Genomic DNA, 6000 nt, shown 5'->3' with positions numbered 1-6000 from the left:
GCTGAAACCACACTCCTCCAGTATCGCAAAATCCACACGTCTAGAACACGACCAAATGCTTGAATCAAGACGACAAATTAAATGTCTAAACTTCATTTTGACAAATAAAGTGTCGCCACGGACAAATAAAGTGTCGCTCTACAACATACTTACAAAGCCGATGGCGGGATTTGAACCCGCGACCGCTCGATTACGAATCGAGTGCTCTACCACTGAGCCACATCGGCATATATTAACAATCAGTAAGTATAGCAGGTTTCACGAACCCCACGACATAGATTTTGGTCATACTGCAAATTGCACAAATTCATGGCACGATTTAAAGTACCCTGATTCTCTAAACAACCTTATGACGGAACGTTCTGAACGATTACGCAGACAAGACCCAGAGCGATATGCACGCCTTGTTGCAGAATCAAAAGCTCCTTACCGAGGACTGAGAAAGTTTATCTATGGCGGGGTGGGAGCTTCGGGTGCGATCGGAGCGGTTGTCTTTCTGACGCAAATTTTAGCGGGTCGAGACGTAGCTGCTGCCCTACCTAATCTTGCACTTCAAGTCGGACTAGTTGCAGTCATGATTTGGTTATTTCGCTGGGAAGACCGCACGCTTAGAAAATAGAGTATTCAGCATAACGATCAAGTTGCAGAGTCGGTAGTGCCCTAACTGAGTCTATCGGACACTGAATTATAAGTTATTTGCAAGAGCTATCAGAAGTAGGTTTGATAGCAGATGTAACAGATGAAAGTATTCTACTTTCATCTGTTACATCTGCTCAAGAATCCCTTTCGAGTCGTGAAGGGCTTACCGCTCAGCGATCCGTTACTTACCTGCCGCTAACAATATAAGGGGATGGAATTGCTTGTGCTTTACCTGAATTCACAAGTGATTGGTAGATGAAGGCAGCAACCTCAGCACGAGTGGCCTCACGATTTGGATTGAGTTGTCCAACGGTAGGATAATTTACGACAACTTGCTTTTGAGTTGCAGAGGCAACGAGTCCATTAGCGTAAGTAGGAATTGTCGTTGCATCTTGGTACTTCGACAAGATTGAGACATCTCCTGCGCCGTACTCTAAGCCATTTGCCAATGCTACGAGAACTTGTACTCTAGGAATTTTTTGCTCAGGCCTAAATGTTCCACCAGGGTAGCCTGACACAAATCCACCTTTTGCAGCCGTCTGAATGGCCTCATATGCCCAGTTTTTCTGAGTCACATCAGAAAAATTAATTGCAGGTTTTTTAGCGGCGGGTGCAAAGGCTTTAAGAACGATCGCAGCAAACTGAGCGCGAGTGACTGGGTCGTTTGGTTTGAACGTGCCGTCTGGGAAGCCAGTGATGATCGCTTTCGAGGCTAATGCTTGAATGTATTGCTGTGCCCAATGTCCTTGAACATCAGCAAACGCAGTATTAGTACCGCCTGGTGTGAAATTGACCTGACCAATGATTTTTTTGGGATCAATGTTGTTGCCGATCGCTTGAAAGGTATTACCGGAGACGTTGCGAAGATCGACTCCCTTGGTTGCAGGATCTTTGCCATTATTGCGAATCGTGTTGTTTCCAAGGCTATCAGCAGTTCCTAGATCGGGAAAGGCACTGTCTCTAGCCACGATGCCATCGCCTTGACTATCGGTAATCGAGTTGTTACGCAGAATCGGACGAGCCGAACCGCTAATGTAGATGCCAGACTGGTTTTGCGTAATTTGATTGCCTTCAAGTCTTGGGATTGAGGTTCCGCCGATCGCAAGTCCAAATCCAGTGTTGAGGAACACATTGTTTCTAATTTGACCCCGCGCTCCACTCGCGATCGACATCCCATTGCCCGAATTCTTCGTAAATAGGTTGTCGGTAATGGTTGGGTTTGAGTTTCCAGTTACGAAAACACCTTCGCGGTTGCTATTGATAAAGGTATTGTTCGAGATGGTGGAATCTACATCTTCAACCCAAATACCCGTCCCTCGCGTCACAGTATTGGTAACGGTTACACCGCGAATCTCGCTGCCTTGCCCAGCACGCATACTTACGTTTTGCTCAGCAAACGTTTTACTGAGAGTTTTTCCGCTACCCTGAATCAGAATGCCTTGTCCTTTACTGTTCTCGTCACCGCGCAGAATCACGCCAGGTTTGAGATTGAGCGGAAATTTCTCGCCGTTCTCTTGAACATAATTACCGGGAGCTAGTTGAATGACGGTTCCAGCAGCAGCCTGCTCAAGTGCAAAGGAAATGGTGCGATAGGGAGCCGCTTCAGTTTTGCCAGCACTCGGCTGATCGTTGCCACTGGTGGGATTGACGTAAATAACAGAGGTTGCTACTGTCGGCTGTTGTGGAGTTGTTTGGTCGGGCGGATTGAGTGATTGCGCTAGTACAACGCTATGTCCTGCAAATCCAATTAGGGCAGCCAGTCCAATTCCAGATGAGATGGAAGCCGCTTCTAGAAGACGCCCGAACCGCGAAGGGATATTCTTGCTGTTGCCCTGATATGCCATAACTTTGTTACACGTAGATAATGATTTGGAATCAGTGAGGTTTGCACCTGAAGTCTTGTACCTGAGTCTTGCACCTATTGGGGAAATGACAAGCGCAGCGCACGCTGGGTTCCCTCACGTCGGTTAGAAATATACACAAGTTAATTGGAATTGGTGTAGTGAGGGAAGGAAATCTTTAGAATCTTCCTAATCGTATTTGTTGAGAGCGGGTTACGAAGAAGTTGACTTTTCACGGCGGTAACTGCTATGTCTAACCATCTGATTATTTTCACTCGCTATCCCGAACCTGGAAAAGCGAAGACTCGCCTTATTCCTGCCCTTGGCGATGCAGGAGCCGCCGATTTACATCGTCAGATGGCTGAACATACGGTGACACAAGCTCGCAAGCTTCAAAAAAAGCAGGCCGTTTTGGTCAAGGTGCAGTTTACAGGAGGTGACTTGGCGCAGATGCAAACCTGGCTAGGCGAGGATATGCAGTATCAATCGCAGAGTGCGGGAGATTTGGGAGAGCGGTTGATACAAGCATTTCAAGCAGCTTTTGGGCAGAATGCTACGGCTGTTGTGGTGATTGGAACAGATTGTCCGAGTTTAGGGGAAGACATTCTATCTGCCGCGTTTGAACTCTTAACCACAACCGATTTAGTTCTGGGTGAGGCAACTGATGGTGGTTACTATCTTGTTGGTTTACAAAAACTGATTCCTGAACTATTTAAGAATATTTCCTGGAGTACTGATATTGTATTTCAACAAACGTTGGCGATCGCAAGTCAGCTAAAATTGACAATGGCATTGCTTCCTGTATTAGATGATATTGATCGTCCAGAAGACCTAAAGCATCTGAAGATGTAACGCTCCCTAAAATGCTGCCAAAAATTTCAGTCATTATTCCGGTTCTCAACGAAGCAGAATACCTTTCTAAAACATTGGCACTTCTGAGCATGGCGGCGAACGTAGAACTAATTGTGGTGGACGGAGGTAGTCAAGACGCGACGATCTTGGTTGCTCAAACGGCTGACGCTCAAGTGATTTCTTCAACTCCTGGTCGCGCCGTTCAGATGAATTTAGGAGCAGCGATCGCATCGGGCGATATTCTGCTTTTTCTCCATGCTGACACTAGGCTACCGCCCAAATTCGACACGATGATTCGAGAAACGCTCGCCTACTCTATTGCAGGAGCGTTTGAACTGAAAATTAATATTCCTTCGGTTGGAGTACGGTTAGTAGAGTGGGGGACAAATCTGCGATCGCGCTATCTGCAACTTCCTTACGGAGATCAGGCGATTTTCTTAAAAAAATCCGTTTTTCAAGCAGTCGGCGGATTTTCAGCGTTACCGATCATGGAAGATTTTGAATTTGTGCAGCGCCTTAAACACCACGGCAACATTCAAATCGTTCGTGCTTCTGTCCTAACCTCTGGACGACGATGGCAAACGCTAGGCGTTGTACGGACAACCTTAATTAATCAATTCATTATTGGGGCATACCTTCTGGGCGTATCACCCGAACGCCTCAGACAGTGGTATCGCAGTGGCATGAGAAGGCGCAAAGTATAACGGCTAGAAACCTAATAGCTCAAACTTAGATTAATGGTTCGGAAAGGGATGGAGAATGAGGGACGCTTTTCGACGAATTTCAGTACACTTTATATAAAGATGCTCCTCACTTAGCTGCTTTCTATGCCTGTTCGTAAAGATACTATTTTTGAGCAATATCTCGCTCCGATCGTTCGCTTCTTAATTAACGAAGACGAATTGCGCCAATTTGCAGACAGTATCGATTGGCAAGTGGAAAGCGATCGCATCCGCAATCCGAAGCTGACGTATCCTGCCTACTACTCTCAGCATTTTCATAGCATCGAAGGCGGTTATCTCAACCTTAGCGCGGCTGTCACCTATGACCCAATCACACAGTACGTTTTGCCTCCCAACGAAACCTGGGTGCGCCAAAGTTTGATCGATGCGATTCGAGTTAAACCTCTTCGTATTCTCGACTTAGGATGCGGAACCGGATCGACAACGCTAATGCTTAAACAAGCCTTTCCCAACGCTGAAGTGATTGGACTCGATTTGTCACCTTACATGCTGATTGTTGCAGAACATAAGGCAAAAAAAGCAAATTTAGAAATCCAGTGGCAGCACAACAATGCGGAAGAAACCCGTCTTGCTCCTGGATCTTTCGATTTAATTACGGCTGCTCTATTGTTTCACGAACTACCGCCCGATCGCTCTCAAGCGGTTCTAAGAGAGTGCTTCCGGCTACTCAAAACAGGCGGCGAAGTGCTTATCCTCGATGGCAATCAGAAAACGTTACGGCAGACCGAATGGCTCACTCAAGTTTTTGAAGAACCTTACATTCAAGCGTATGCTAACGGAAGTGTTGATGCTTGGATGGGAGCCGCCGGATTTGGAGCAATTCAGACGGAAGAATTTTGGTGGATGCATCAAGTCACGCGTGCTGTAAAGCCTCTTCCTCACGTAGATTTCGTTGCAGATTTTGGACGTGATGATGAGATGCGACAGTGGGCCGTTGGATAGGGAATAGGCGGGCAAGATTTTTGGGTACGTCCCGAGTTCTTCAAGTCTGGAGAACTTAGGATTTCCATGCCAAGTCTGAGGTTTAGAGGAGCGAAACGCTGTAAGTTATGGAAACGCTGTAAGTTATGGAAACGCTGTAAGTTATAAGAACGTTTTCAGAGGCGCGTCTTGAGCGGATCGCTCTTGTATCTTTCAAAATCCTATACCCTATTAGCCATTATCATTTGCACGGCAGAATTGTATCTATGTCCCTTAAAGCTATTCTCTTCGATTTCAATGGAGTCATCATTAACGATGAGCCGCTTCATGAGCGACTAGTTGAGCAGCTTTTAATTGAAGAAAACTTGCGCCCTAAAGCAGGAGAGTTTCGAGAATTCTGCTTAGGACGGAGCGATCGCGCCTGTCTGCGAGATTTGCTCACCCATCGAGGACGAGTCGTGACCGATGACTATTTAGAAACGCTAATCGCTCGAAAATCTCGTGCCTATGTTGAGCAGCTAGGAGCGATAGAAAAGCTACCGCTCTATGTGGGATTAGAGGATCTGCTGTTTAAGTTAAAAGGGACAGCCTGCAAACTGGCAATTGTGAGTGGAGCCGTTCGGGCTGAAGTTGAACTCGTACTAGACCGTGCCCAGTTGCGACACTATTTTTCAGTCATTATTTCAGGCGATGACATTGCCACGAGCAAGCCTGAACTAGATGGATATTTGTCCGCGATCGCGCGGCTCAATACTGAATTTCCTGACCTCCAATTGCAGCCATCTCAGTGTCTAGCGATCGAAGATACCTTTGCTGGCATCGACGCCGCTAAACGCGCTGGCATTCCTGTTCTGGGTGTTGCCAACACATATCCATTTCACATGTTGCAACGCCGCGCCAATTGGACAGTTGATTACCTCTCTGATTTAGAGTTAGACCGAGTACAGCAGATTTACGAGAAGGTTGCGATCGCGTAGGATCGTAAATTTAGTGAATCTTGCGAT

At 46.5% G+C, this 6000-nt stretch carries 6 protein-coding genes and 1 tRNA gene; 5 read left to right on the top strand and 2 right to left on the bottom strand.

Annotated elements, in window-relative coordinates:
• Nucleotides 1-155: 155 nt before the first annotated feature.
• Nucleotides 156-227, bottom strand: a tRNA-Thr gene (locus AC5JLB_RS26340).
• A gap of 122 nt (nt 228-349) precedes the next feature.
• Between AC5JLB_RS26340 and AC5JLB_RS26335 the strand changes: the two genes are divergently transcribed.
• The gene (locus AC5JLB_RS26335) at nt 350-619 is read left to right on the top strand and encodes a DUF3493 domain-containing protein (protein ID WP_495876798.1); all 270 of its coding nucleotides are present in this window, start codon (nt 350-352) and stop codon (nt 617-619) included.
• A gap of 205 nt (nt 620-824) precedes the next feature.
• Here the strand turns inward: AC5JLB_RS26335 and AC5JLB_RS26330 are convergent, their stop codons facing one another.
• Nucleotides 825-2483, bottom strand: a complete 1659-nt coding sequence (locus AC5JLB_RS26330) for a DUF1565 domain-containing protein (protein ID WP_495876797.1) — start codon at nt 2481-2483, stop codon at nt 825-827.
• A gap of 246 nt (nt 2484-2729) precedes the next feature.
• Between AC5JLB_RS26330 and AC5JLB_RS26325 the strand changes: the two genes are divergently transcribed.
• The 4 genes from AC5JLB_RS26325 to AC5JLB_RS26310 all read left to right on the top strand — a co-directional run bounded on the left by AC5JLB_RS26325 (nt 2730) and on the right by AC5JLB_RS26310 (nt 5973).
• A complete protein-coding gene (locus AC5JLB_RS26325) occupies nt 2730-3332 on the top strand; it encodes a TIGR04282 family arsenosugar biosynthesis glycosyltransferase (protein ID WP_495876796.1) in 603 nt (200 codons plus the stop codon).
• 11 nt (nt 3333-3343) lie between these two features.
• A complete protein-coding gene (locus AC5JLB_RS26320; protein ID WP_495876795.1) occupies nt 3344-4036 on the top strand; it encodes a TIGR04283 family arsenosugar biosynthesis glycosyltransferase in 693 nt (230 codons plus the stop codon).
• Nucleotides 4037-4159: 123 nt separating this feature from the next.
• On the top strand, nt 4160-5017 hold the full coding sequence (locus AC5JLB_RS26315; protein WP_495876794.1) for a class I SAM-dependent methyltransferase: 858 nt from the start codon (nt 4160-4162) through the stop codon (nt 5015-5017).
• A 245-nt stretch (nt 5018-5262) separates the two neighbouring features.
• Nucleotides 5263-5973, top strand: a complete 711-nt coding sequence (locus AC5JLB_RS26310; protein WP_495876793.1) for an HAD family hydrolase — start codon at nt 5263-5265, stop codon at nt 5971-5973.
• The last annotated feature ends 27 nt before the right edge of the window (nt 5974-6000 follow it).

This window comes from Myxacorys chilensis (assembly GCF_059505265.1).
The sequence above is the reverse complement of the archived record's forward strand: the minus strand, read 5'-3'. Positions and strand labels throughout refer to the sequence as shown.

Bases quoted from the DNA above. Each gene is read 5' to 3' on its own strand.
- AC5JLB_RS26310 (WP_495876793.1), top strand. From the start codon at position 5,263: ATGTCCCTTAAAGCTATTCTCTTCGATTTCAATGGAGTCATCATTAAC.
- AC5JLB_RS26330 (WP_495876797.1), bottom strand. From the start codon at position 2,483: ATGGCATATCAGGGCAACAGCAAGAATATCCCTTCGCGGTTCGGGCGT.
- AC5JLB_RS26325 (WP_495876796.1), top strand. From the start codon at position 2,730: ATGTCTAACCATCTGATTATTTTCACTCGCTATCCCGAACCTGGAAAA.
- AC5JLB_RS26315 (WP_495876794.1), top strand. From the start codon at position 4,160: ATGCCTGTTCGTAAAGATACTATTTTTGAGCAATATCTCGCTCCGATC.
- AC5JLB_RS26335 (WP_495876798.1), top strand. From the start codon at position 350: ATGACGGAACGTTCTGAACGATTACGCAGACAAGACCCAGAGCGATAT.
- AC5JLB_RS26320 (WP_495876795.1), top strand. From the start codon at position 3,344: ATGCTGCCAAAAATTTCAGTCATTATTCCGGTTCTCAACGAAGCAGAA.